The organism is Desulfosporomusa polytropa, assembly GCF_055380075.1.
Map to the genome: position 1 here is coordinate 1,663,743 of NZ_AP042400.1, position 23,618 is coordinate 1,687,360.

Sequence of the window (23,618 nt, forward strand, 5' to 3'; positions counted from 1 at the left end):
GATAAATTCTCCTCGTTCAATTTCCCCAAAATTTATCTACTGTACAATTCTATATATTTTTTCTTACTGTACAGTACTTTTTCTACATACTCTCTAGTCTCTTTAAAAGGAATTTGCTGAATATCGTCAAAATCCTCGTTCCAGCCATAGCGTACAATCCATTGTTTTACATTCCCGCGACCGCCATTATAAGCGGCAAGAACCAATACCTCATTGCCACCAAACTCTTTTTTTAAAGAAGACAAATACCAGCTGCCAAACCGAATGTTTATATCCGGATCTGTTAAATCAGCGGTCCTGTACTCCTGTTCACCAAGCTGTTCGGCAATCCACCGGCCGGTTTCCGGCATAATCTGCATCAATCCTAAGGCCCCTTTGGGCGAACGGGCTTGACTACTAAATTTGCTTTCTGTTCGAATAACACCGGCGATTAGAAAGGGATCAATATCTCGTTCCAGTGCATAGGTATAGACGGCTTCCTGATATAATAACGGATACATATACTTCTTCTGAAACCAATCACTGGTGAATACAGCATATATTCCTGTGGCAGTTAATAACAGACCAATCATCAGGACTTTCAGCCAAGTCCAGATACGCAATAAAATCACTCCGTAATAAGAATAATCACTGTATACAACTATATGTACTATCTAAAAAAAATACCACTTATCTTACTGCTTTCTCGTCATCTCATTCCAAAATTTTAGCACATTTTTTTTGGTAGTTTCGATAGTGTTATTGTTATCAATAACAACATCGGCGTATTTCAGCTTTTCCGTAAGCGCCAGTTGGGCATTTATGCGAGCGAGCGCAGCCTGCTCACTGCTATTGTCACGCGACATTAAGCGAGTGAGCTGCGTCTGTTCATCAACATAAACTATCCATACAGCGTCGACCTTAGTATGCCACCCTGCTTCAATCAAAAGGGGGGCATCAAGCACAATCACATCAAAACCGCCCGCAGTGGCGGCATTGACAGCAGCGATTGCTGCTGCTTCAATACGCGGATGCGTAATTTGTTCCAATTCAGCCCGGGCCTGTTTGTTGGCAAATACTAATTGTCCCAGTCGTTTGCGGTCAATTTGGCCATTATCCTGAACAAGATCTTGGCCAAATTTTTCTATAATTTCCCGCCAGGCTGGTTTTCCAGGCTGTGTAATATCCCGGGAAAGCTTATCTGCATCAACAATAAACGCCCCTGACTCTCTAAGCATTTGACTTACTGTACTTTTACCACTGGCAATCCCGCCAGTTAATCCAATTAAATACATAGCTTTATCCTTTCAGCTACTTCTGGCAGTTAGGACAGTAGTGTGTACCGCGCCCAGCTACTTCCTTACGGGCAATAAGCCCGCCGCAGCGCTGACAAGGCTCGTTGGTTCGTCCATAAACCTGCAGATACCGCTGATGGCTGCCACTCTGGCCGACTCCATCACGATAGTCACGAAAGGTAGTGCCGCCATGTGCTATGGCGTCAGCAATAACCTGGTTAACTGCCTGGTGAAGGTAGCGTGCCTCTTGCGTGGTAAGACTGCTGGCTATCCGTTCCGGATCAATGCAGGCAATTGCTAAGGCTTCATCCACATAAATATTGCCAAGGCCGCCAACTAGCTTCTGATTAAGCAGCACCGACTTTATTTTAGCCTGGCGTTTACTTAGCATATCCGTAAAATATTCCACTGTGAATTCGGCTGACAATGGCTCAGGCCCCATTGAGGACAGACCGGCAATGCGCCACAGTTCCTCTTCTGGCATCAGATAGAGAGTTCCTAGCGTACGTGTATCCGCATATAGCAAAGTATCCCCATTATCAAGGTTAAATAAGATATGAGTAAACTTATCCTGTTTGGTTTCTGGTGTTATATAACATAAACGTCCAGTCATCCGTAAATGAACAACAAGCACAAAATTGTTATCAAGATAAAAAAGTAGGTACTTGCCGCGTCGCGCCAAATTCCGAATAGTTCTATCTGTAAGGACAGCCTGAAATTCAGGTGCTGTCGGCCATTTTACCAGGCGGGGCAACCCAATATCCACGCGAATAATCTTGCGCCCCTCGACCTTGTCCGCAAGCGTCCGGCGGATTGTTTCGACTTCCGGCATTTCCGGCATAGTGCATCCCCCCTTTTTTTACTTAGCTTCGGCCCAATTACGGCCGGTTTTAACATCGGCCACCAGCGGTACCGTCAGTTCTACCGCTTGCTCCATAGCTTGTTTTACAAGTGAAGCAACCTGATCGAGTTCCTTTGCCGGTACTTCCAATAATAATTCGTCATGTACCTGTAATAACAGCCGACTCTTCAGCTTTGCGGCATTAAGAGCAAAGTAAACCTTATTCATAGCTATTTTAATGATATCAGCCGCTGCCCCCTGGATAGGAGTGTTCATTGCTGTACGTTCAGCAAAGGAGCGCTGATTAAAGTTACTGCTATTGATATCAGGCAGCTGACGGCGACGCCCAAACAGCGTAGTTACATGGCCATCCCGGTGAGCACTGGCAACGCTTTCGTCAATATAGCGTTTTACTCCCTGGTATTTGGCAAAATAGCTGTCAATATACTGAGCAGCTTCTTTCCGGCTAACACCGATATCCCGCGACAAACCATAATCACTGATACCATACACAATACCAAAATTGACGGCTTTCGCTCTTGAACGTAGCTCTGGCGTAACCTCAGACATCGCTACACCAAAAACTTCGGATGCCGTTCGAGTATGGATATCCTGATTATAACGGAATGCCTCCAACAAACTGGCATCTCCAGCCATGTGGGCCAGGATACGCAGTTCAATCTGTGAATAGTCAGCAGACATAATATATTGATAGCCTTCACCAGGAATGAACAACTCCCTGATTTTACGGCCCATATCAGAGCGAACCGGAATATTCTGCAGGTTAGGTTCAGAGCTGCTCAGCCTGCCAGTAGCCGTAACCATCTGGTTAAAGCTAGTGTGGATTCTGTCTGTATCCGGCTGAATTAATACCTCTAAGCCATCAAGATATGTTGATTTAAGTTTTGTCAGCATTCGGTATTCCAACAGCTTGTCAATAAGTGGATGCCGTCCTGCAAGTTTTTCCAATACCTCTGCGTCAGTAGAGTAACCAGTTTTCGTCTTTTTAATAATGGGAAGCTGCAATTTTTCAAAAAGAATCACACCCAATTGCTTCGTAGAATTTATATTGAAATTCTCACCAGCAAGCAGATAGATTTCACTAATAAGCAGCTCAATTTTAGCGGCGATGCTTGCTGCCATCTCTCGCAAGTAGTCTCTATCAACCCGGATTCCCGTAACCTCCATGGCTGATAATGTCTCAACAAGTGGCAATTCAACTTGTTCGAACAACTTGTCCAGACCATTATCAGCCAGTGCCACGGCGAGACTTGCCTGCAATTGCCCCACAACCTTGCTGGCCCAGTTGGCAAATTCCGGTCGTTGCGTCATCTGCTTATCCCCTGTAGGCAAAGCAGTAGGCTGTCCTAGATATCTCTCCGCTAAAACATCAAGCGGGTAAGTTGCGGCTGTAGGCTCAAGCAGGTAGGCAGCAATCAAAACATCAAATATCTGCGCCTGTAGTACAGCTCCTCGTAACTGGCAGATATGATACATCTTCTTCACGTCATAGGTAGCTATTATTAAACTGCTATCAGCTAACAGGTCAAAAACAACCTCCCAGCCCTCGGAATCAGCGGGAATAAATACTGTTTTGTCAGCACAAGTAACCGCCAGACCGAGCAGTCCTGCTAAAGGCGAATTCCCTGCTGAGAGCGGATAGCAGCTGATTCTCTCCAGCTCTTTTGCTTTTGCATACAGCTCCTTTACCTCAACGCGGCTAGTAAGCACAACCGGCGACAAAAAAGCAATCGTGTTCAAAGGCTCGGTTGCAATATCTTGTGCTTGGTTTCCCGGAAACAGTGTGTCCACTTTGTTAATTAGGCTTTTAAATTCAAATTTGATAAACAATTCTTTGACAATTTGTTTTGCTGGAGTAACGCCAAAGGTTTCGGGAATAAAGTTGATATTCATATCGCGAACAATGGTTGCCAACTGTTTGGATAAAACGGCTTGTTCGGTATATTGCCGGAGATTCTCCTGTAGCTTTTTCCCAGAGATATTATCAATATTAGCCAGGACATTTTCCATTGAACCGAATTCGCCCAATAGCTTGAGCGCCGTTTTTTCACCAATGCCTGGAACGCCTGGTATATTGTCAGAAGTATCTCCCATTAAGCCTTTCATATCAATCATCTGACTCGGAGTTAAACCGTATTTTTCTTTAAGCGCTGGCACATCGACGGTTTCCGTGTCTGATATGCCCTTTTTAGTAAGCAACACCTTGGTTGCTGGTCCTATCAATTGCAACGCATCACGGTCACCTGTCACAATCAGAACCTCATACCCCAGCTTGGCTGCCTTTTCCGATAAGGTCCCGATAATATCGTCAGCCTCGTAGCCTTGTTCCTCCAGAGTAGCTATGCCCAGTGCCTGAAGTAGTTCACGTACCAGTGGAAACTGTTCAGATAACTCGCTAGGGGTGGCTTGCCTGTGACCCTTATATTGTTGGTAGGCCTCTGTCCGAAAGGTAACCCGGCTTTTATCTAATGCCACAGCGACTAAATCCGGTTTATACTCTGTCAACAATTTGACAAGCATCGTAGTAAATCCATACACCGCATTGGTATACAGCCCGTCGGCCGTACGCAGCATGGGTAAAGCATGAAATGCACGGTGCACCAAACTGCTCCCGTCAATGATAATGAATTTTTGAGACATATGCCCACCACCTTATGCACCAGTTTTGTGTCCAATCTATTTTTATTGGCTATTAAGTCTAAAATCCCTTCTCTATTTTCTTAAATATAGTACAGTCTTATGTATTTATAAGTAGAAAAACCGAAATTGCCTCCTTACACAACAAGGCAATTTCGGTTCTAACTAACTTTCTCTTTAAGGATAGTTCAATTCTATTGTATCAGCATTTTGATTCCAATACACATAGGCAGCAAAATAATGATTAATATTTGTGATTTTGATGAAAGGCACATTATCAAGCATAATAATCGGCACGATTACACTGTTCCCTCTATCTGTTATCGTTACAATTTGTTTCTCTTTATTCCAGTTAACTTTACGTCCGATGGCTTCGGCTAACGGCAATACTGGTACTGCTGCCATTCCCTGCAGCTTATGTACTTCAAGGTTTATTGGTTTATCATTTAAGAAAACTCCCGGTTTCGCAAAAACCAAGGTATTTTCTTCGAGTTTCCAGGTTGGCTTATAAGAAAATAAGACTGTTAGATTGCCTGTAGATACATAGACCACATCATCAAATACAATACCTGGTACAGTATTTGATCCATATTGAACAACGTTATTTTTCTCATCCCAGTTTATTTGTCTGTTGAGCATTCCGGCAATCGCATAGATGGGAACATACTGCTCATTCTGCACCGCTAACCCATGCTCTTTAAGTAATATGCCGCCAACTTGGAGCTTAAACTGATTAGCAATAACTACTTGATTATCACTTGGATCAGTAATCATTGTTCGTAATAAATTGTCAGTAACCAATGTGTTTAGGCGGTACGGATTCAGTTTCGTTCTGACATCCTGCACTGCAATACTGCTATACCCATAAATATCAGGATAAACAGCCAACAATACCTGACCCTTGGCATTTGTTCGAATCTTAATCCTGTCATAGGTTATTTTTACCGGTGTGCCATAATTAACTAAATCAAAAAGTTCTTCCACATCCGCTTCCTGCATGCGAATACAGCCATTAGAGACTGCATAGCCAATAGAATCAGGCGCATTGGTACCGTGGATTCCATAATTATTCCAGATACCCAGCCAGCGATAACCCAAGGGGTTATCTGGTCCTGATGGTACTATCTTCCCTGGCTGATCTGGAGGATACCATGCAGGATTTATATCCTTATAGACAATAGAAAACGTACCAAGAGGAGTCGGGGTCGACGCCTTGCCAATGGCTATCGGGAATTCCTTTATTACTGTATCATCCACCAATAGTTCCAGTGTTCGGCTAGGTAAATTCACGGTAATGCTTGGTCCTGCCAGCGCTATTGTTGTGGAATAACTACTAAAGATCGCTAAGAAAAAAACTATAGTAAACCAAGAACGAAACCGAAGTAACACGTGCATCCCTTCTTCACATTATTTTTTGTAGCAATAACATAATATGAAGAATATGGGGCCCAGTATTACACCTATTTGTAATATTTATAATAATTGTCTCATGCTCCTTACTGTAGATTAAGTATCTGCTGCTGTACCACCCGTAAATGCCGATGGCGCTCATCAATTATGGGAAGATACATATGGATACAAGCACCTGTGTTCATTAGATTAACGGGGCTGATATTGATAAATCCACCGTGCTCGCCAATAATCCGATGAGCGACAGGCAACCCAAGTCCCATATGCTCAAGTTTTGTAGTATAAAATGGTTCAAATACCCGGGGCAGAATTTCGGGATTTACCCCCGGGCCGCTATCGGCGATAGCAATAACCACCATATTAAGCTCAGAATTGATCCAAGACTTTACTGACAACACACCTTCGTCTGGCATTGCTTCCATCGCGTTTTCCATTACATTCACAACGGCTTGTTTAATTAAATTACTATCCACATTGAGCACTGGCAAGTTAGGAGCTAGTTGTTTATCTATTTCGATTTTTTCACCACCCAGCTGTTTAAAGGTCAACAGCAATGCTTCTTCTATTATTCGGTTTATATCAACATTATCCTCTTTGTTAATCGGCGGCTTGGCAAACAAAATTAGTTCTGTTACTACGCTGTTAATAGAAGATACTTCGTCTAGCATCATTTCTAGCACATCACGTCCTACTGTATAACGATCATCTTCCAAACGGCCCAGCATTACCTGTAAATAACCACCGATGGTAGTAAGTGGTGTCCTGACATGATGCGCCACCCCTGCCGCTAATTCTCCTAGCGACATTAGCATTTGCGTTACTTGTATTTGTTTTATAGCCGCCCGGACTGCTGATAAATCCTGGATAATAACAATCAAGCCATTTGCTTGTCCGGCAGCGCCCCGAAGTTTGAGCGTATCTATATGGGCATAGATAAACTGCTCCTGTACTTTGAGTTTTAAATGAATCGTATTTAAATCTTCCTGCTCTTCTAAATGAAATGCTTGTAAAAATTTATCGCCATGTTGCTTAAAAACATCATCTGCTCGTCTGCCGATTGACCGAGATCGCTCTACTCCACAAATCTTTTCAGCTTCATGGTTTAAATTTTTTACCCTAAGCTCGTTATCAAGGAAAATAATCCCCGTCGTAGTATCCATGGAATCTTGATCGTCATCTTCTCCGTGCAAATACACTACTTTACGGTTGAGCGCTTCTGCTGCAGACATTGTTGACCGCCTCCTACTGACCATACTCCTTTATGCTGGTAAACATTCTTGTAAATTTTTGTAATTCCTGCCAAATTAACCGAATTACTTTTCGTAAAAAACCGACACTTTTCAAATATTAATTGTCGAATTACCCATAGACCACTAGCCAGCCCTTTGGTTGCCTACTCTTTTCTCAGTTACCTAATTCGACATGTTGCTTCTTTTCCCGATTACTGTCTACGATATTCGTAACACAGTTAGGTAATATGTTTTATCAATTTCCATTATTTGTAATATCACTTGCTTTATTTCCATTTTATACCATTAAAAATTCAATACAATAAGAACACCCTAAGTCGTTCTATTCAGGAATGTTATACTTTATATTAGGAGTCTCGCCAGTAAAACGCGGAAGTCGTATGCTAAGCAATTTTTTATAGGAGGAAAGCCGTTTCCCCATACGCTAAGGGGTAACGGCTCTATTATTATCCTATTTCTTAGATTTTAACGTTTTTAATTATTATTTCTGATTTTAATCATGTAATTTATTGATAATTATAAAGGTTGCACCTATTGCTTTTTCCTCCTTTTTTTGAGTCCCATTGACAGGACAATCGTTTGTCTAGTGAAATTTTCTGGAATCCGTTGCAATGTTCGGCTTGATCCTAAACCAGATGGCGTACATCGCAGGCAGGAAGATCAACGTCAGCACCGTGCCGGCAAAGGTTCCGCCAATCAGAGTGTAGGCCAGTGTCCCCCAGAATACCGAATGGGTGAGCGGAATGAAGGCCAGAATCGCGGCCAGGGCCGTCAGGATTACCGGACGGGAACGCTGCACCGTCGCCTCGACCACGGCTTCGAAAAGCTCCAGTCCTTCCTTTTCGTTCGTGTGGATCTGTCCGATCAGGATCAGCGTGTTGCGCATTAGGATTCCCGACAACGCAATCAGTCCCACCAGAGCATTGATGCCAAACGGCTGCTGAAACAGCAGCAGGGTCGGCACCACGCCGATCAGTCCCAGCGGACTAGTCGCAAATACCATGATCATGGCCGATATAGAGCGCACCTGCAGGATAATAGTCAGCAGCGTCAACATCATCATAATCGGGAACAGCGGGAACATCGCCTTGGTGGCTTTGCCCGACTCTTCGATGGAGCCCGCCTGCTCAATCCGGTAGCCGGGCGGCAGATTCTCGATGATCGGTTGCAAATCCTTCATTACGGCGGTAGATACATCTGGTGGCTGCAGCCCCTCAGCAACATCACCGCTCACGGTAATCGTCGGTGTGCGGTCACGTCGGCGTAGGATCGGATCTTCCATACGCACGTCGCTGCTCCCCACCTGCTGCAGCGAAATGCGCTGCCCGCCGGCCCCGGCCAGCGTGAAGCCAGCGATTTTTTCCGGATCAAATCGTATATCGCCCGCCGCGCGGGCAACGACCTGCACCGTGCGAATGTCCTCACGCACTGGAGTAACCTGTACGCCGCTGATTAGGAACTGGAGCTGCTGGGCGACCCCGCTCGATGTCAGGCCGACACCCTGCAGCCTGTCCTGCTGAAGCGTAAAGTGCAGGACAGGCGTGCGCGATCCCCAGTCGGTGTTGACTGTACGCATCAGCGGGCTGGCATCCATCACCTGCCGCATCTCGGCTGCAATGGCGCGCAGCGTATCCGCGTCCGGCCCCATAACGCGAAAGGCTACCGGGAAGGGCGAGTACGGACCAAAAACGAGTTGGGTAACACGGACGCGCGCCTCCGGCGCCAACCCGTCAGCGACGGCCTGGCGCAGCCTGAATTTCAGTGCCTCGCGCTCATCCTGGTTATCCGTACGCACCACGATTTTGGCAAAGGAGGGGTCGGGCATCTCGGGCGCCATGGCCAGGTAGAAACGCGGCGCTCCCTGACCCACGTAAGCAGTCACGATCTTCGCCTCAGCTTGCTGGGCCAGCCAGGCTTCAATTTTGGCCGCAGCGGTGCTGGTCCGTTCAATGGAACTGCCATAGGGCATCTGCACCTCAACCAGAACCTCGGGACGGTCGGAGGTCGGGAAGAATTGCTTCTTCACTGGACCCATGCCAAGTATAGCGAACACAAAGGCAACAACCACGGCCCCGGCAACAAGCCACTTGCGCCGGATGACACTCCCCAGCAGGCGGCGGAAACGGTTGTATTTTGGAGTGTCGTAGATGGCGGCATGGCCGCCTTCAATCTTCTTAATCTTCGGCAGCAGCTTGACGCCCAGGTAAGGGGTGAACGCGACGGCAACAACCCAGGACGCGATCAGCGCAGTGCCCACAATCCAAAACATGTTGCTAGTGTATTCACCAGCTGTAGACCGGGCAAAGCCATTCGGCATGAAACCGATTGCGGTCACCAGGGTACCGGACAGCATGGGGGCAGCGGTATGGCTCCAGGCATAGGCAGATGCGGTGATGCGGTCATAGCCTTGCTCCATCTTCACCACCATCATCTCAATGGCAATGATGGCATCATCCACCAAAAGCCCCAGTGCCAAAATTAGCGATCCGAGCGTGATGCGGTCGAAATTTTTGCCGGTGGCAGCCATGACGATGAATACAGTGGCCAGCGTCAGCGGCACTGCCGCTGCGACCACAATGCCCACACGCCAGCCCATGCTCAAAAAACACACCAGCATCACAACACCGAGAGCGACAAAGAACTTGATCATGAATTCGTCAACTGCCGAACGAATGTTGACGGCCTGATCCGTCACCTTGGTCAGGCTCATCCCCAGCGGCAGCCCGGTATTGACCGACGCAACCTCCTCATCCAGTGACTTGCCCAGGTCAAGACCGTTCCAGCCCTCGCGCATCACGATGCCCAGCAATAGTGCCGGCTCGCCGTTGCTGCGGATAAGGAAGGTCGCCGGGTCCTCGTAGCCGCGTTCGACCGAGGCGATATCTGACAGCTTTATAGTCCGGTCCTGAGCCACCACCGGCGTATCGCGGATCTTCTGCAATTCGTCGAAGGCCCCGTCGAGGCGGATAAAAACCTGCGACCCGGCCGTCTCAATGGAGCCGGCGGGCGTGATGGCGTTCTGATTGTTGAGGGCGGTAAAGATATCTTGCGGAGAAATCCCCAATGTCGCCAGCCGCTCATGGGAAAATGACACAAAGATGCGTTCGTTCTGCTCGCCAACGATATTCACTTTCTTTACTCCCGCTACGTGCAGCAGACGCTGACGCAACGTTTCGGCTTCCCGCACGAGCAGACGCTGGGGTTCCCCTTTAGCCTTCAGGGCGAACAGCGCGAAGGTCACGTCCGAGTACTCGTCATTCACCAGAGGACCAATGATGCCGGCAGGAAGATTGCTTACCTCATCGCTTATCTTTTTGCGCGCCTGGTAAAACTCTTCCTGTACCTCGGAAGGCGGCGTGCTGTCAAGCAGGTGCACCGTAGTGAACGCCAGTCCGGGCCGGGTATAGGTCTCGGTCCGATTGTACCAACGCAGTTCCTGCATACGTTTTTCCAGTTTTTCCGCCACCTGATCCTGCATTTCCTGGGCAGTAGCTCCCGGCCAAGCTGTGATAACGGTCATCGACTTGATCGTAAAGGCAGGATCTTCTGCACGCCCCAGCTCGAAAAAAGCAATAATACCGGCCAGGGAAATGAGGATGATCAAAAACAGCGTCACCGAGCGTTCACGGACGGCAAGCGCCGACAAATTCAAGCCGCTCATAGCTGACCCCCACTTCTGGGAGCCGGATTAGTCCCCTTTTCGTCCGCCACCCGCACCAAGTCGCCTTCACGCAGGAGATGAGCACCGAGTGCGACGACGCGATCACCAGCATTGAGATCACCCGTAACACGCACGGCCTCATTATCTAAACTCCGAATCTTCACCGGGCGCCAGTTGACGCGGGCAGGATCGCCGTCAAGCACCCAGACACCCGGGCCTTCGCCCGGATCAAACAGCGCGCCCGCTGGCACCTGCAGGTCGGTTTGTGGCAACGCATGATCTTGAGCAATTTGAATGGTAACAGTCGCGCCAAGAGGAGCATCAGCCAGCGCGTCTTCCAGAACATACCGCGCCTCGAACGTACGGGTCAGTTGATCCGCCGCGTTCGAAAGCTGCCTGAGTCTTACCGGGACAATCAGTTCTTCCTTACCATAGAGCACTGCACGGCCTACGGAGCCCACTGCGGGACGCAGTGTTTCCGGCAGCCGAATGACGGCTTCCCTTTGTCCAGCATGCGCCACGCGCACCACCACCTGGCCGGCACTCACCACTTGACCGGGCTCGGCCAGTGTTTCCACCACGACGCCATCCGCATCGGCGGACAATATAGCGTAGCCGGATGCGTTTCTTGCTAACTCAGCCTGAGCCGTGGCAGCACTGAGCTGCGCCTTAGCCTCATCCGCCGCCGCTTTCATCTGATCGTAGGTCGAGGCCGGCACCGCTCCGGTTGCCAGTAAAGCGCGATACCGGACTTCATCTTCGGCCGTCTGCCGCGCCCGCGCCCGTATGGCCGCGGCCCCCTCTTCCTGCGCCTGCACCGCCAGCCCCAGATCAGTCGGATCGATTCGCATAAGCGGTTGCCCGCGCCTGACCGTCTGACCTGTATCAACAAGACGCTCTAACACTTTGCCCGAGACGCGAAAACCCAAGTCGCTCTGCACCCGGGCAGCGACAATTCCTGTAAAAGACCGGGGCGCCGATACGGCGTTTTGAACAGTTGCGACCCTGACCAACGGTGCCTGTGTACGCGGATCCGTCTGTACCGTCCCGCTGCATGCAGTCAATATAAACGACAACAGACCAATAACGGCAAACAAAGCAAAGCGGCGGCCGGTTTCATTTGGGCAGCAGCCCAGACGTACTGGACTAAATCGCTTCCATTGTCTAAAACCTACACTAGAATCATTACTCATTCCTTATCCTCTCCCAAATCAAAATTCCATATATATGTGCGCAATTGAGTAAATCACATCATCAACCGGATTATTAGTAATTGGCGCAATCAATTGCACCCAGCGCACGGATCTTCTCATTTTCACTCTCACAAGCAGCCAAAATATAAGGCTTATACTTCTCCTGATAGTAATGTGCATAAAATTCAATGCATTAACTTTCCATTTCCAAGTTTATCTGGATATAAATAAATGCTTCGGATGAATCTTCTCCCGGTAAAATACTTCCCCTATTTCCAGAATGTTCTCCGGCGTAAGCGCAAAGATACTGCGGGATCACTTCGTCGCCCGCCGGGCAGACTGCTATACACTACACTAATTTGTAGCATGGTCCGTACGCCAAGCTCTGCCACAGTGAAACGGTTTCAGTATCGCTTATTCTGGACCGGTATTCGATAGAGTTCTTACTGTCGACGATATTTTCAACCCAGTCTGAGAATCCGCCTATCAGCTCACGATAGTTATGAGTGAGGCAGTCGCTTATACCATCTTTAAAACGTGTGAGCATTCGGCAGTTTCTTTTTGGCTGCGGCCAGTTTGGATTGATCCCGCCCAGTAATAATTATCATGTTCCCAAGCTGAGGGAGCTGAGTAGCAAGCTCGAATCCAATCCTAGATGTCCTCCCGTTACTAGAATGTGGCTTGCTTATTGTGCAACAAGATTTTCAAAGAGTGTAAGCATGCTTTTGAGAACGTTCATTCTAATTTGAATAAAAAAATTCATTCGTTCAAAATTGCTAAGGAAAACTCCGCTATACGACGTAATTTTTCTTTACTAGCTGAGGTTCTTGCAAGTACCCGAATCCCAATCAAAGTATTATGCAAGTTTTCTGCTAAAACTTCAGCATCATATTCACAGGGGAATTCGCCTTTTTGCTGTCCTTTGCGAATAAGATCCGCAAGAAGATGCTCTAATTGCATAAATGCTTCTTTCGCCTTTTCTTCTACCTCTTTATCTCTGGGTGCCATCTCAGTTGCTGAGTTTACAAATAGGCAACCCAATGCTCTATCCCCGCTTTCTTCAATCATAAAATCAAAGATGCACTGTATAGCTTGTTTTGCCGTTTCTGCGCGTGAAATTTTAGATTTTAGTCTGGCTTTTATAAATTCGCCGAAACAATCTATTGCTTTTAGAAACAATGTATGCTTATCACCGAAGGTATCATATAAACTCCTACGATGGATTCCCATATGCTCTACTAGGTCGCTCAAAGATGTATTTACATAGCCTTGTTTCCAAAATAATTCCATAGCTTTCTGGAGAACTATACTTTCCTCAAATTCTTTGCTTCGTCCCATTACTTTCCCTCCCGCTAATAGTAATTGTAATATATCGAGAACGATAGGAAAAGTATTATTTTGTATTCGCATCATAAAGACGGTTATGCCTAACAAAGAGAGGCGACCTTGGCTAACCTAAAGCTGAAACGTCAATCATGCTCCTTTTGTTTCGTAAAAGTCTAAAGGTATGCACTGAAAAACCGGTTTTTCGTATGACACAATATGAATCATTTGTCCAGAACAAACGACCTCTACTCTTCCGACCTGCCGGCCTTCCCAAGCCCAGTCCTGCTTCAGCTCTGCTATAATTAGATTAATTTGTTCCGGTAGCAGCGATGGATCTGTCGCGACTGGGATTCCTTGAATAATAGTAGTAAGCATTTTTCCACCTCCCACATAGTGATTTTTTTGTAGCTTTTTTCCTAGTTTTAACTAAGCGTGATACAATACAATATATGCCTATATAATACAACGACCATCTTGACAGTGTCAAGATGGTCGTTGCCTGAAATATTGAAAGGAGATACAATGGACAGTAAGCATCCAGGAATTAGGGTGACACCAAGAGACCAGTCACATTATCATCATGGGAATTTGCGGGAGGCACTCATTCAAACCGCTTTGCAAATTCTTGCTGTTGACGGAGTTGTCGGTTTGACCCTGAGAAAAGTAGCCAAGGCAGCAGGCGTATCTCATGCCGCGCCTGCCCATCATTTTAAAGATAAGACCGCCCTCGTTGCCTCGGTTGCGGCAGAAGGATTCCGTATCTTGTCAAAAGAATTGCTTGACGTAGTCAAAATTCACCAGAACTCCAAAGAACAACTGATTCGGTTAGTGAGAACCTATGTGGGTTTTGCTCAACGGGAAGTTGAACTGTTTCGCCTGATTTTTGGCCCTTCAGCACCCGATTACAGGGAATATCCGGAACTCTACGAGGCAGGTATAGAGTGCTGGAATACGGTGGTTCAGCTTGTTACATCGGTTATGAAAGATCAGGGGATAACAAATTGCGAGCCTGATTTGCTTGCTTTCAGCATTTGGGCACACACACAGGGGATCGCTAGCCTAATTGTCAATCAGGCTGTTATTCCGCCGCATTTAATTCCTATAAAAGGAGCAATGCAGGATAAATCAATAGAGTTGCTGATTGACGGGGTCATAGCGGCATCCCGGAAAAGTCAAAAAACTCCAGACGGTGAATAGAAAAATATAATTTGTAGTTGACTTAGTGTTAAAAGAAGGACTTTTGACTGGTTTTGAGTGTACTAATGTGTTCCGGTGGAAAAAAGTAGACCCGTGATATAATTGCACAGTTTTTATGTTCTAATAAACGTTTTAAACGAAGCGAATACTTGTTGGGGGTACCCGCCTTGCACGTGATGAGTAGGGCTTTATGCGAAATTGGCAAGAAAAAAGTACATGAAAAGAATATAATCTGCCCAAGTGCAACAGCGAACTGTTGTTTTTAATCCTAAGCTTTTTTCATGAACATACCCTGAATAATTTTATCCTTATCAGCTATTTTGTACTCTATGGTATTCTACCGTCCATCACTTTGCTTATGTATAAAATTTAACTTTTTAAATCCATAAATACCATTTGGAAAGTCAAAAATACCGCTACATTACAAAAAGTTCCAGTAGATTAGCGAAGCAATAATAGAGTCGTTTTCCCTTAGCGTATGGGAAAACGACTCTATTTCATCTGAAACTTTCTTAGCGTGCGAAATTTGCCTTTTTATCACTAATTGCACGTTTTAATTCAAGCAAATAACCGCTGCCAAAATGACTTATTTTTTTTAGTTTCTCGTTGCTCTATAACCTGGCGCAACTGAGTATCTACCAACTGGAAATGATCAGTCAATTCTGTTTCCAGTCGTTCCTCTAATTTGGTTACCTCTTGCTTCAAATTATGCAGTTCTCCCTGCTGCTCATTGACAATACTAATAGTTGCTGCAATTTGCTGTAAGGCTTGGTTTTGCGAAGCAACAACAGCCATTATCGCCGAACCGTCAAGCTGGGTTAGTGGCGATAATGCTTGTACTTGACTGATTTCAGCCTTTTGCGAATATGTTGCGCTGCTATCCTGCGCTTGGTCATCGCCTTCATTAACATCAATAAAACGGGTAAACCGCTGATCGAGGTCACTGGTAATATCTTCATTACTCTTGTTTTTATGCATCCCTTGGGCGATAGCTTGAAACACCTCAACCGCTTCAGGGTAAAACCGTTTCTTTTTCCCTTCACCGACTGCTGGCAAATAATCCATAAATAAATCACGATAATACCGCAAAGTGCTTTGAGGAATACCCAATTCTTGCGATATCTCTTTAATACTTAGTAATTCTGTCATATAAATCACCTCTACGATTTTATTGTTGCGATTGTATTCGCTAACACAAGGTGATATTCCTGCTATTTTTATGAAATTTTGTAAAATATTTACAAAATTTCATTCCCGTTTGACAAACTAAAAAACAATTAAGTTCTAAGTAAACTTAGAACTTAATTGTAAATGGTGCGGGTGAAGGGACTTGAACCCCCACCTAGTTACCCAGAGCAGATTTTGAGTCTGCCGCGTCTGCCATTCCGCCACACCCGCATTTATTTTATTACATCCTGCATCGGACATTTGTTATGATACCATTTAGGTTTATTATTGTCAAGTAGATTTTACATAGTTTTTTTATTTATGAAAAAAGGAGAATACAGCTTGCTGACAAAATATATATCTTGGCTGAAACATGATAACTCAGAAGAAATGTAACTGACTACTACGCCCGCACTAACCAGAAAGGATTGAACTTATGCCGATAATTACAGTTAATGGACAAAACATTACTTATACCCTCCGCCTGGATAAGCGTCGAAAGACTATTCAGCTGCAGCTACTCCCCACTGCTGTCGTGGAGGTTGTTACCCCAGGGAAACTGACTCCGGCTGAGCTTGAGCATATTTTTACCGCCAAAAACAAATGGCTTAGAAAACGCTTGGAGCAATTATCTTCACTGGCGGAAAATCCCGTTAATCAACGGTTGGTATCCGGGTCGCAGCTGCTATATAAAGGAGCGCCCCATACTCTGACAATTTTACCTGGAAGTAACAACGTCGAAGTAATCTTGACCTCTGATGAACTACAGGTAAAAATTCCGCCAAAATACGCTGACTACCAACAGAGTGCAATTATCATAGAAAAAATAGTAAAAGCCTGGCTTGTTGACCAGGCTGGTACCCTATTTCTTGATAAAACTAATCATTGGGCCACGGTTATTGGTGTCCGTCCTGCCAAGATAACCATTAGAGACCAAAAAACCCGTTGGGGTAGTTGCTCAAGCCTTGGCAATATCAATTATAACTGGCGGATTATTATGGCTCCCCTCTGGGTCGCTGATTACCTGGTAATTCATGAACTATGCCATATGCTTGTTCCTAATCACTCTGCCAAATTTTGGGGACAAGTCAGCCGGTTTTCTCCTAACTACCGCGAGTGCCGTAAATGGTTAACAGATAATGGCAAGCTACTGTCTCGGCTATTTTAGTCTATTTGCTGGTACCAATTGTTTGTCCTGAAGATATTTTAGCAATATCTCAGCAGTAGTACTAGTTAGTTTAAAACAAGTACGCCGCTGTTCTTGACTGCCAAATTCATGAGGGTTAAGTACCCGGCAACAGGTAGCGCCAAATTGCTTAGTAAAAATGTCATGAAACTCCTGAGCACTACCATAAATAGGTCCGCGGCTCTGTTCTTTATTAGCCCGTCCTTGCAGCATTCCTAGTACCATCGTGGCTCCTGAAAGTGCTCCACACATGCAACCAGCATGCCCTAGACCGCCACCAAAGCCTGATGCCATTTTTAGTGCTTCATCAGAAATATCTAAGTTATAGAAGTCCCGAAAAGCTCTAACAACCGATTCGGCACAATTATAGCCTGCTTTAAAATGTTGTGCTGCCAAATCATTAGCAGTACCCTGTACTTGATTGTGTTCGCTCATATAATCCTCCATATAGTTACTGTTTTTTAGATTCTAGTTTCTTGGGTGATAAATTCATAAGGTAGGGCAATTTTCACGGTCGTTCCCCGGTCTTGTTCCCCACTAATAGCAAGTCCACATTGTGATCCAAAATAGTGTTGAATACGTTTGTGAACATTAATAATTCCCAAACCGGTAGTTTGCCCCTTACCTACAACCCGCTTTTCATTACGGAAAATCCGCTCAATTTGGCTATTGGTAACACCAACGCCTGTATCGGTTATGCTTAGTTCATATTGATTTCCATGGATACCGCCTGAAATATGAATATTGCCACCGCCCCGTTTAGGTTCTAGGCCATGAATGATAGCATTTTCTACTAAAGGCTGTAAGGTCATAACTGGGATTTTCTGTTCCAGCAACAGCTCTGGAATCTTAATTGTGGCTTGAATTCGATCACCGAAGCGCATTTTTTGAATAAGCAAGTAGTTTTTTATATATTGAACTTCTTCGTCAACAGTTACCATTTCGTCAATATTGCGCAGGTTGTTACGTAATAAATCTGACAAGGCATAGACCACTTCTTGCGTACGAGGCGCTTCCTCCAATAAGGCAAGGCGGGCAATGGTATTTAAGGTATTAAACAAAAAATGCGGATTGACTTGCGACTGTAAGGCCTTTAATTCCGTTTCCCGCAACACCTTTTCCAGATCAGCCTTTGCCTTCAATTCATCCATTAGCTGCTTTTGTGCAATATTAGCCATCGCAATTTCCACAATGTAATTTGTCATGATATAGAGCAAATCAGCTGCTGCTTTAGCCCTTTCTTCGGGAACCACCCGGATCTCTGCCAACATGTCCAGTATCGCTACTTGATCAAGGTTTAAATCAGCTACTCCGTTTAACACTTCATTCGCGATATTTCCACCATCTTCAGGCAATATCACTTGGCCTGCCAAGAACCCCCCTAAGTGTTGCTGATTGATACTAATAGGTGCCCCTAAATCGATAAGCCCAGCATGACATCGATACACCGATGGGCATAACTGACTAGCTGCCATTCTCCCCCCGCAATCATCAGAGCCCATACACCGGGACAGTCCCTGCGGCGTTGAGCGAATTAAATCACAAAGCCTGGTAAAATTGCTTGGGGTCGTAACTGGCTGCCCGGCACTATCCACAATTACAGCCGCCAGACCAGTAGCGTCAGAAAATTTGTCCTGAATTTCCTGCAAGACTTTAACATTAACAATGTCGGCCAAGGTTAAGCCATGATAAACAGGCATACGAAATCCTCCCTTGCAACAGGCCTTGAATTTGGAAAAATAGCAATATATAAAATATTGTCCTTCAGTTATAAATGTTTTGCCATCTTAGCATAAAAATCCTGCTTAAAACAAAACAATCTTTTTAAGAAAAAAGAGCACTCCGACGATGGAGTGCTTAGCGAATGCGTTTAACTATCAGTGAGGCCAACAAACCGCCCAGAACACCAGTGATTAATTGCGGCCAACTCATAGCAAGCATTATCCCTGCAGCCAATTTGGGAGGAATGGCAATAAAGCTCAGCAGCCAGCTAAAGCCTACATACAAAAATCCCGTTTTACCCAGCGTTGCTAAAACAGTACCCGAAGTATGCCCCCACTTACTCGCAACCAAAAACAAACAAATATAAGCGGCATTGCCTAAGGCAACAGGAATAATAAACACCGGTAATGGCAGCAATAATTGAAAATAGGCTACCACGGGTGCAACTGCGGCAATAATAAGTGCTGGCCATAATCCTGCCTTTTCCGCAGTAATAAGCAAAGAAGCGTTTACCAAGCTTCCAATAATAAAGGTAGATAAAAATGGTGGTAAAGGAATGAGTAGTCGTAGTGACTGAAAAAGCAAGGTAAGCGCCAACAATAGTGCCGCTCTTGTAATCATCCGATTATTTGACATGACTTTTTCTATTATCTACGCCGACGGTGATTGTAGCCACGTCCAAACATCATATAGGCTAATAGTGCCAACAGAACAAGATTGCCTATCATACCACCAATTATCCCTAAGTCAACCAATACATTGACGACCGTTAACCCGCCAAGAAATAGCATAGAATATTTCATATCTGTAAAAGGATCGCGCCGTAAGAACAAATAAGACACTCCTAGCACGGCCAAATCAATAACCACCCAGGCTAACGTACTGAAAACAACATACTTAAACATACTGCCAGCAATCATAACTGCTAGTATCTTAAACCATGTTTGATTCATTATAATCCTCCTCTGCTTTCTCGACTTTCGGTAATAGTACCTGACTACCATTAACTAAAGCCTCACTAACATAAATTATGCCCAAGTTTATAAAATTCCTGCTTTCCTCTGATTAACAATAAAATTTATTAAAAACAGTATATTTTTTTTCAAAATAATGTTTATAGTTTTGTTAATTTGAGCATACTTTTTATTAAATACTAACTTTCTAAGGAGTGAGCATCATGAGTGAAGAAAAAGATTGTTCTTTTACTTTGTTTGAACCGCATCGCACCCGCTTGCCTAAAAATGACCACCCTGCCGTGGAAGTGCGTCCTAATGGCCGCATTGTTTTTAACAAAAATGCCACCCAGCTCTTAGAAAACAACAACTTTTGCATGCTGGGCTATGATGCGGAAAATCGGGCACTCGGCATCTTGCCAACAGAAGACTTAAAGCCTAATACCTTTCCCGTACGTTATGCATCCAAAGGCGCCTACATCGGTGCAAAGAAGTTTTTTAAGCATTTTGATATCTTACCAAGCCAGTTAGTTGAAAATACGCCGTTCAGAAGTGGCTCTTTTATTGGCATACCCTTATAACTTCTATATTTTATTATCAGACGTAAACAAAAGTTACTCCCACTGAGTAACTTTTGTTTTTTAAAAAAGAACTGTTTTCTCTTGTCAATTATTATCAACATGCTGTAAAATTAAAGCAATAGCTTTTAATAAGATAGGAGAATACCTTATGGACGATCAATTGAAAACGCTTACCACTGCAGAATTAAAAATTGCTTTTGAAGCGCAAGGGTATATCAGCGATAAAGAACTATTAACCACTATTTATCTAGCCCTAAAACTGGAAAAACCACTATTAATTGAAGGAGCGCCTGGTGTTGGTAAAACTGAAATAGCCAAAGTCCTAAGTAACGCATTTAACACTGAGCTCATCCGGCTGCAATGCTATGAAGGCTTGGATGAAAACAAAGCCTTATATGAATGGAATTATCAGCGCCAATTAATTAAAATTCAAATGAGCCGCGATACCGTTTCCCAAGATATTTCTGAACATGATGTTTTTTCTCCAGAATACCTATTGGAACGTCCCCTGCTTAAAGCCATTCGGGCTGAAAAACGCGCAGTATTGCTCATTGATGAAATTGATAAAACCGACGAAGAGTTTGAAGCCTTTCTTTTTGAAATTCTATCAGACTTTCAAATATCCATTCCTGAGCTCGGTACCGTCAAAGCTAAACATATTCCTATCGTAATATTGACAAGTAATCATGATCGTGAGCTTTCCGAAGGCTTACGCCGTCGTTGTGTTTATCTTTATATTGATTATCCCTCAATTGACAAAGAAATCAATATTATTCGCACTAAAATCCCTGAAGCGACAGAAAAGCTGGCCTTGCAAATTGCAACTGCTGTCAATCACCTAAGGCATAGTCTGACACTCAATAAGCAGCCCTCTATTGCCGAAACGCTGGATTGGACAAGATCACTTATTGCTATGCATGCTGATTATCTGGACTCTACATTAGTAAAACAAACGATGGGCTTGCTATTAAAAAACCGCGATGATATGCTGGCATTTCAAAAAGATTTGGGCGTAGACGGACTCTGCGCGGCAGTCAAGCAAGCAACCGCCACTAAAAACCAAGCTTGTCTTTGCCATAGCACGGCAAGCTGTGAGGGCTGATTTATCTTGAATTCGCTTGCTGATAACATTGTCGGGTTTATTCAAATCTTGCGCCAGCTAGGAGTCCGAATCAGCACTGCTGAAACCATTGATGCTGTCGATAGCCTAACAATCATTGATAATTTTGATCAAGATGAATTCCGAGCAGCCTTAAAAAGCACTCTAGTAAAACATGCAGAAGACCAAACCGCCTTTAATCAGGCTTTCAACCTGTTCTTTGTGCCGCCTGAAGCCAAACAAGAGCAGCAAACTGCCTGGGATTCCAAACAGCAGCTTGACCTGGAACAAACCAAACAGGCCGAAGAAGAACTTGTTTTCCAGGGACGTCCTCTGGAAATCCCTGATGACCTTAAAGATGTCTATAAGCAATTGCCTGAACAAGAAAAGCAGCGGCTGCAGGATTTCTTAGAAAAAACATCGACAGGGAATAATGTCAAAGAATCCTTCCAGCCAGTGGTCGAAAACCTGCTTAAGAGTTCACTTTCCTTCTGGCAACGGCAGTTATCGCCAGAAGATTTAGCTCAGCTAGCTGCTGCCCGCCGTCAATTGCTAGGACATGATGAGCTTGACCATGTCGTAGACTCAGCGGCAGGGCTTGGCGGTACCGGCGGTAACCCACTTCTCTATAAAAACATGCAGGATATTGCCGAACACGAAATCCCGCAAGTTACAGCTCTAATCAAACGGTTGGCCAGCCGATTAACAACCCGTATCTCCCGTCGCTTTCGTATGACCGGTCGGCGCAAGCTTATTGACATTCGCAAAAGCATCCGCCGTAATATGCGTTATGGCGGCATAATGATTTCCTTAAAGTATAAAACAAAAAAAATTCATAAACCTAATATTGTTGTTGTTTGCGATGTATCAGCTTCGATGACAAAATATGTTCGGTTTACCCTCCCGCTGCTGTTTGGTTTATCTAGTGTTGTAAAAAATATTGAAAGCTTTATCTTTGCCACTGATCTGGAGAAGGTAACCGACTATTTTCGCTATGGTGCTGACTTTGCTCAGGTTACCGAAAAATTGATAGCCAATTCTTCGCAAATGGGACAAGGCACCAATTTATTTGTTGCCTTGTCAAGCCTAGAGGAAAAGCATAAGCAATTACTTACTCCTTCGACACTACTGTTTATTATTAGTGATGCTAACACCTTAGCACCGCTAGAAACGGCAAGTCAATTATCTATAATCAGCAAAAAGGTGAAACGTGTTTTGTGGCTCAATACCCAACCTAAAGAACGCTGGCCTCAAAACAGTGCGTTACCGCTGTTTGCCAAATATTGTGCCATGTTTGAATGCTATTCGCTGGCACACCTGACCAAAATATTATCGCTCAATCTAACTCGTCAATCCTAATCAATTTATAAAAACAAAGGATGTGTTCTTATGTACTTTGATGGACCTTCATTGCTTGCCCACTACCAACGCTGGCTAACTACCTATCGTGAGCCAATTGAAGAAAAGCTCACCACCGCGCTAAGTCACAGAGATCAAAAGCAAGCCATGCACAACGCAATGGAAGTGCTCTTAACTGAGGTTATGCCGATGGCCATAGCCGAAATGATTTTGTTTAACAACGGACGGCTGGAAGAGGCAATGCAAGAAAAAGACGGTGGTTGTTCAAGCTGTGCAACTAATTTAAAGTAAAGTAGAAAAAAGCTGCTGGAAGCCTTTGGCCTCCAGCAGCTTTTTTAATTAACATGACGAGCAGTCACCACAGCTTTGGGTAGGAAGCGGCATACCATACATGGCCAGCCGTTTGCCAAACAACGTGGTTTCGGTATCTACATGTAAGGGAATTTGGTCATTATAATTGATAATCGAACTATGGGCATAGACTTCGACACCATCAATTGTAACTGTTTCATAATCCGCTTTTTCAAAATCCTCGGGTTTTCCTAGTTGTACGGTCGGGAGGTCGGCTGTCTTCAGCGCGGTGCAGCTAGGTATTAGCTGTTTGGCAACCCTAACCGAGATTACGCCGCCTTCTAGGGCAATATATTTCTGCGCTCTCTCTGTAACTGTCAAGTTCATGTTTTTCCCCCTTTTATTCATAACGAAAACTTTGCAGCTAACACAACCGCCTGCGCCTCTGCA

At 44.8% G+C, this 23,618-nt stretch carries 22 protein-coding genes and 1 tRNA gene; 6 read left to right on the forward strand and 17 right to left on the reverse strand.

The window, feature by feature from the left end:
- Nucleotides 1–32: 32 nt before the first annotated feature.
- The 10 genes from ACZ449_RS09615 to ACZ449_RS09660 form a co-directional block, all read right to left on the reverse strand.
- Nucleotides 33–602: a lytic transglycosylase domain-containing protein gene (locus ACZ449_RS09615; protein WP_464260807.1), complete on the reverse strand. Its 570-nt coding sequence runs from the start codon at nt 600–602 to the stop codon at nt 33–35.
- Between the two features lie 72 nt (nt 603–674).
- A complete protein-coding gene (gene coaE, locus ACZ449_RS09620) occupies nt 675–1,274 on the reverse strand; it encodes a dephospho-CoA kinase (protein ID WP_464260808.1) in 600 nt (199 codons plus the stop codon).
- A gap of 16 nt (nt 1,275–1,290) precedes the next feature.
- Nucleotides 1,291–2,115: a DNA-formamidopyrimidine glycosylase gene (gene mutM, locus ACZ449_RS09625; protein ID WP_464260809.1), complete on the reverse strand. Its 825-nt coding sequence runs from the start codon at nt 2,113–2,115 to the stop codon at nt 1,291–1,293.
- 18 nt (nt 2,116–2,133) lie between these two features.
- Nucleotides 2,134–4,776: a DNA polymerase I gene (gene polA / locus ACZ449_RS09630; RefSeq protein ID WP_464260810.1), complete on the reverse strand. Its 2,643-nt coding sequence runs from the start codon at nt 4,774–4,776 to the stop codon at nt 2,134–2,136.
- Nucleotides 4,777–4,950: 174 nt separating this feature from the next.
- Nucleotides 4,951–6,162 (reverse strand): L,D-transpeptidase family protein, encoded by a 1,212-nt coding sequence (locus tag ACZ449_RS09635; protein WP_464260811.1) that lies wholly within the window; start codon nt 6,160–6,162, stop codon nt 4,951–4,953.
- Nucleotides 6,163–6,269: 107 nt separating this feature from the next.
- A complete protein-coding gene (locus ACZ449_RS09640) occupies nt 6,270–7,412 on the reverse strand; it encodes a two-component system sensor histidine kinase NtrB (protein WP_464260812.1) in 1,143 nt (380 codons plus the stop codon).
- Nucleotides 7,413–8,016: 604 nt separating this feature from the next.
- On the reverse strand, nt 8,017–11,094 hold the full coding sequence (locus ACZ449_RS09645; protein WP_464260813.1) for an efflux RND transporter permease subunit: 3,078 nt from the start codon (nt 11,092–11,094) through the stop codon (nt 8,017–8,019).
- Entirely contained in the window at nt 11,091–12,287 is a 1,197-nt protein-coding gene (locus tag ACZ449_RS09650) for an efflux RND transporter periplasmic adaptor subunit (protein WP_464260814.1), read from the reverse strand. The genes ACZ449_RS09645 and ACZ449_RS09650 overlap by 4 nt, the downstream gene beginning before the upstream one ends.
- 759 nt (nt 12,288–13,046) lie before the next feature.
- Complete coding sequence (locus ACZ449_RS09655) at nt 13,047–13,625, reverse strand: TetR/AcrR family transcriptional regulator (protein WP_464260815.1); 579 nt, start codon at nt 13,623–13,625, stop codon at nt 13,047–13,049.
- A gap of 135 nt (nt 13,626–13,760) precedes the next feature.
- On the reverse strand, nt 13,761–13,988 hold the full coding sequence (locus ACZ449_RS09660; RefSeq protein ID WP_093796931.1) for a hypothetical protein: 228 nt from the start codon (nt 13,986–13,988) through the stop codon (nt 13,761–13,763).
- A gap of 147 nt (nt 13,989–14,135) precedes the next feature.
- Between ACZ449_RS09660 and ACZ449_RS09665 the strand changes: the two genes are divergently transcribed.
- Entirely contained in the window at nt 14,136–14,810 is a 675-nt protein-coding gene (locus tag ACZ449_RS09665) for a TetR/AcrR family transcriptional regulator (protein ID WP_464260816.1), read from the forward strand.
- Nucleotides 14,811–15,368: 558 nt separating this feature from the next.
- On the opposite strand, the gene ACZ449_RS09670 is transcribed toward ACZ449_RS09665, so the two are convergent.
- Complete coding sequence (locus ACZ449_RS09670; protein WP_464260817.1) at nt 15,369–15,959, reverse strand: MerR family transcriptional regulator; 591 nt, start codon at nt 15,957–15,959, stop codon at nt 15,369–15,371.
- 163 nt (nt 15,960–16,122) lie between these two features.
- Nucleotides 16,123–16,208 (reverse strand) — tRNA-Leu (locus ACZ449_RS09675).
- A 205-nt stretch (nt 16,209–16,413) separates the two neighbouring features.
- Between ACZ449_RS09675 and ACZ449_RS09680 the strand changes: the two genes are divergently transcribed.
- Nucleotides 16,414–17,145 (forward strand): M48 family metallopeptidase, encoded by a 732-nt coding sequence (locus ACZ449_RS09680; protein ID WP_464260818.1) that lies wholly within the window; start codon nt 16,414–16,416, stop codon nt 17,143–17,145.
- Here ACZ449_RS09680 and ACZ449_RS09685 read toward each other — a convergent pair.
- The 4 genes from ACZ449_RS09685 to ACZ449_RS09700 form a co-directional block, all read right to left on the reverse strand.
- Nucleotides 17,137–17,598 (reverse strand): C-GCAxxG-C-C family (seleno)protein, encoded by a 462-nt coding sequence (locus ACZ449_RS09685; protein ID WP_464260819.1) that lies wholly within the window; start codon nt 17,596–17,598, stop codon nt 17,137–17,139. The two genes, ACZ449_RS09680 and ACZ449_RS09685, sit on opposite strands and share 9 nt — an antisense overlap.
- A gap of 26 nt (nt 17,599–17,624) precedes the next feature.
- Entirely contained in the window at nt 17,625–18,863 is a 1,239-nt protein-coding gene (locus ACZ449_RS09690) for a sensor histidine kinase (protein WP_464260820.1), read from the reverse strand.
- A 157-nt stretch (nt 18,864–19,020) separates the two neighbouring features.
- Nucleotides 19,021–19,521, reverse strand: a complete 501-nt coding sequence (locus ACZ449_RS09695; RefSeq protein ID WP_464260821.1) for a hypothetical protein — start codon at nt 19,519–19,521, stop codon at nt 19,021–19,023.
- Between the two features lie 11 nt (nt 19,522–19,532).
- A complete protein-coding gene (locus tag ACZ449_RS09700; RefSeq protein ID WP_464260822.1) occupies nt 19,533–19,838 on the reverse strand; it encodes a hypothetical protein in 306 nt (101 codons plus the stop codon).
- A gap of 224 nt (nt 19,839–20,062) precedes the next feature.
- Between ACZ449_RS09700 and ACZ449_RS09705 the strand changes: the two genes are divergently transcribed.
- The 4 genes from ACZ449_RS09705 to ACZ449_RS09720 all read left to right on the forward strand — a co-directional run bounded on the left by ACZ449_RS09705 (nt 20,063) and on the right by ACZ449_RS09720 (nt 23,168).
- The gene (locus ACZ449_RS09705) at nt 20,063–20,419 is read left to right on the forward strand and encodes a hypothetical protein (protein WP_464260823.1); all 357 of its coding nucleotides are present in this window, start codon (nt 20,063–20,065) and stop codon (nt 20,417–20,419) included.
- Between the two features lie 148 nt (nt 20,420–20,567).
- Nucleotides 20,568–21,521, forward strand: a complete 954-nt coding sequence (locus ACZ449_RS09710) for an AAA family ATPase (RefSeq protein ID WP_464260824.1) — start codon at nt 20,568–20,570, stop codon at nt 21,519–21,521.
- A 6-nt stretch (nt 21,522–21,527) separates the two neighbouring features.
- Complete coding sequence (locus ACZ449_RS09715) at nt 21,528–22,877, forward strand: vWA domain-containing protein (protein ID WP_464260825.1); 1,350 nt, start codon at nt 21,528–21,530, stop codon at nt 22,875–22,877.
- Between the two features lie 30 nt (nt 22,878–22,907).
- Nucleotides 22,908–23,168 (forward strand): hypothetical protein, encoded by a 261-nt coding sequence (locus ACZ449_RS09720; RefSeq protein ID WP_464260826.1) that lies wholly within the window; start codon nt 22,908–22,910, stop codon nt 23,166–23,168.
- A 48-nt stretch (nt 23,169–23,216) separates the two neighbouring features.
- Here ACZ449_RS09720 and ACZ449_RS09725 read toward each other — a convergent pair whose 3' ends face one another.
- Complete coding sequence (locus tag ACZ449_RS09725) at nt 23,217–23,555, reverse strand: CC/Se motif family (seleno)protein (protein WP_464260827.1); 339 nt, start codon at nt 23,553–23,555, stop codon at nt 23,217–23,219.
- Between the last annotated feature and the right edge of the window lie 63 nt (nt 23,556–23,618).

Coding starts and splice junctions, on each gene's coding strand:
- coaE (WP_464260808.1), bottom strand. CDS start 1,274: ATGTATTTAATTGGATTAACTGGCGGGATTGCCAGTGGTAAAAGTACA.
- mutM (WP_464260809.1), bottom strand. CDS start 2,115: ATGCCGGAAATGCCGGAAGTCGAAACAATCCGCCGGACGCTTGCGGAC.
- polA (WP_464260810.1), bottom strand. CDS start 4,776: ATGTCTCAAAAATTCATTATCATTGACGGGAGCAGTTTGGTGCACCGT.
- ACZ449_RS09640 (WP_464260812.1), bottom strand. CDS start 7,412: ATGTCTGCAGCAGAAGCGCTCAACCGTAAAGTAGTGTATTTGCACGGA.
- ACZ449_RS09645 (WP_464260813.1), bottom strand. CDS start 11,094: ATGAGCGGCTTGAATTTGTCGGCGCTTGCCGTCCGTGAACGCTCGGTG.
- ACZ449_RS09650 (WP_464260814.1), bottom strand. CDS start 12,287: ATGAGTAATGATTCTAGTGTAGGTTTTAGACAATGGAAGCGATTTAGT.
- ACZ449_RS09655 (WP_464260815.1), bottom strand. CDS start 13,625: ATGGGACGAAGCAAAGAATTTGAGGAAAGTATAGTTCTCCAGAAAGCT.
- ACZ449_RS09660 (WP_093796931.1), bottom strand. CDS start 13,988: ATGCTTACTACTATTATTCAAGGAATCCCAGTCGCGACAGATCCATCG.
- ACZ449_RS09665 (WP_464260816.1), top strand. CDS start 14,136: ATGGACAGTAAGCATCCAGGAATTAGGGTGACACCAAGAGACCAGTCA.
- ACZ449_RS09670 (WP_464260817.1), bottom strand. CDS start 15,959: ATGACAGAATTACTAAGTATTAAAGAGATATCGCAAGAATTGGGTATT.
- ACZ449_RS09680 (WP_464260818.1), top strand. CDS start 16,414: ATGCCGATAATTACAGTTAATGGACAAAACATTACTTATACCCTCCGC.
- ACZ449_RS09685 (WP_464260819.1), bottom strand. CDS start 17,598: ATGAGCGAACACAATCAAGTACAGGGTACTGCTAATGATTTGGCAGCA.
- ACZ449_RS09690 (WP_464260820.1), bottom strand. CDS start 18,863: ATGCCTGTTTATCATGGCTTAACCTTGGCCGACATTGTTAATGTTAAA.
- ACZ449_RS09695 (WP_464260821.1), bottom strand. CDS start 19,521: ATGTCAAATAATCGGATGATTACAAGAGCGGCACTATTGTTGGCGCTT.
- ACZ449_RS09700 (WP_464260822.1), bottom strand. CDS start 19,838: ATGAATCAAACATGGTTTAAGATACTAGCAGTTATGATTGCTGGCAGT.
- ACZ449_RS09705 (WP_464260823.1), top strand. CDS start 20,063: ATGAGTGAAGAAAAAGATTGTTCTTTTACTTTGTTTGAACCGCATCGC.
- ACZ449_RS09710 (WP_464260824.1), top strand. CDS start 20,568: ATGGACGATCAATTGAAAACGCTTACCACTGCAGAATTAAAAATTGCT.
- ACZ449_RS09720 (WP_464260826.1), top strand. CDS start 22,908: ATGTACTTTGATGGACCTTCATTGCTTGCCCACTACCAACGCTGGCTA.
- ACZ449_RS09725 (WP_464260827.1), bottom strand. CDS start 23,555: ATGAACTTGACAGTTACAGAGAGAGCGCAGAAATATATTGCCCTAGAA.